This is a genomic window from Microcystis sp. M49636_WE2 (genome assembly GCF_030065375.1).
In the GTDB taxonomy this organism is placed as follows: domain Bacteria; phylum Cyanobacteriota; class Cyanobacteriia; order Cyanobacteriales; family Microcystaceae; genus Microcystis; species Microcystis aeruginosa_C.
Genome location: NZ_JASJFG010000529.1, coordinates 1 through 1328, shown reverse-complemented (window position 1 = coordinate 1328; position 1328 = coordinate 1). Strand labels below are relative to the sequence as shown.

The window sequence follows — 1328 nt, the reverse complement described above, 5'->3', positions numbered from 1 at the left end:
TTTAACCATTCCCGATCGCTATTTAAATTCTGTGGTTGAAAACTGGCAACGCTTGCAAGAAATCGCCAGTTTAGTGACAGAATTTCCCTTAGAGGATGACGGGGAAAGCGCCCTCAGCTTTGAACCATGACTATTTCTGTGAGCGATTTAGCTCGATCGATCCAAAATCGTCAAACTAGCGCCTTAGAAGTTATTAGCCAGACTTTGGCAGTGATAGAGGCGAAAAATCGCCATTTAAATTGCTTTACCGACATTTTACAGCCTAGGGCGCTCGCTCAAGCCCAAAAAATCGATCAAGCGATCGCCAATGGGGAATCCGTCGGCCCCTTGGCAGGAGTCCCCTTCGCCGTCAAAAATCTCTTTGATATCGAGGGTATTGTCACCCTTGCTGGTTCCAAAATCAATCGAGATCACCCTGCCGCCGGACAAGATGCGATCGCTATTCAAACCCTAGAAGCGGCCGGGGCAGTTTTGGTGGGGGCGACCAATATGGATGAGTACGCCTACGGTTTTGTCACCGAAAATGCCCATTATGGAGCCACTGCCAACCCCCTCGATCCTAGTCGCGTCTCGGGAGGATCCTCCGGCGGTTCCGCCGCTGCCGTTGCCGCTAATTTAGTGCCTCTCGCCCTCGGTTCCGATACTAATGGTTCGGTGAGGGTTCCCGCCGCTTGCTGTGGCGTAGTGGGGCTAAAACCCACCTTTGGGCGCGTATCCCGTCAGGGCCTATTTTTGTTCGTTAGTAGTTTGGATCATCTGGGATTTTTTAGCGGCAATGTGGCGGATATGGCGGCTATTTGGCGTGTTTTTGCCAAAAATAACCTTAAAGCTCCTTTAAATGGCTTAGAGGGGGTAAAAATAGCCCTTGCCGACGATTATTTTCAGCAGGGAGCCAAACCGGAAGTAATCGAGGCGGTGACAGCGATCGCCGAACGTTTGGGAGTGAGCCAAAAAATCACCATTCCCGAAACCGCCCGCGCCAGAGCAGCCGCCTATATAATTACCGCTTCTGAGGGGGCAAATTGGCATTTACCGCGTTTACAGACCAGATTAGAGGATTTTGACCCCGCAACCCGGGATCGCTTCTTGGCAGGGGCATTAATTCCCTCTAGCTGGTATTTACAGGCTCAACGTTTTCGCCGTTGGTATCGCGATCGTCTGCGAGAGATTTTCACCGAAGTCGATATTATCCTCACCCCGACGATTCCCTGTATTGCGCCGCCGTTAGGAGTAGAAAAAATGATTATTGACGGGCAAGAGCTATTAATTAGACCTAATTTAGGCAGATTCACCCAACCTTTTTCTTTTATCGGTTTACCTGCCCTTTC

General features: G+C 50.2%; 2 protein-coding genes. Both read left to right on the top strand.

Annotated features, from left to right (window positions below; all coding sequences use genetic code 11):
• Window positions 1–7: 7 nt before the first annotated feature.
• Window positions 8–130, top strand: coding sequence for a DUF4089 domain-containing protein (locus tag PX484_RS12315; RefSeq protein WP_288104053.1), 123 nt, complete (start codon window positions 8–10; stop codon window positions 128–130).
• Window positions 127–1328 (top strand): AtzE family amidohydrolase (locus PX484_RS12310; protein ID WP_288104051.1); only part of this gene is annotated, 1202 nt, incomplete at its 3' end. The genes PX484_RS12315 and PX484_RS12310, both read left to right, overlap by 4 nt.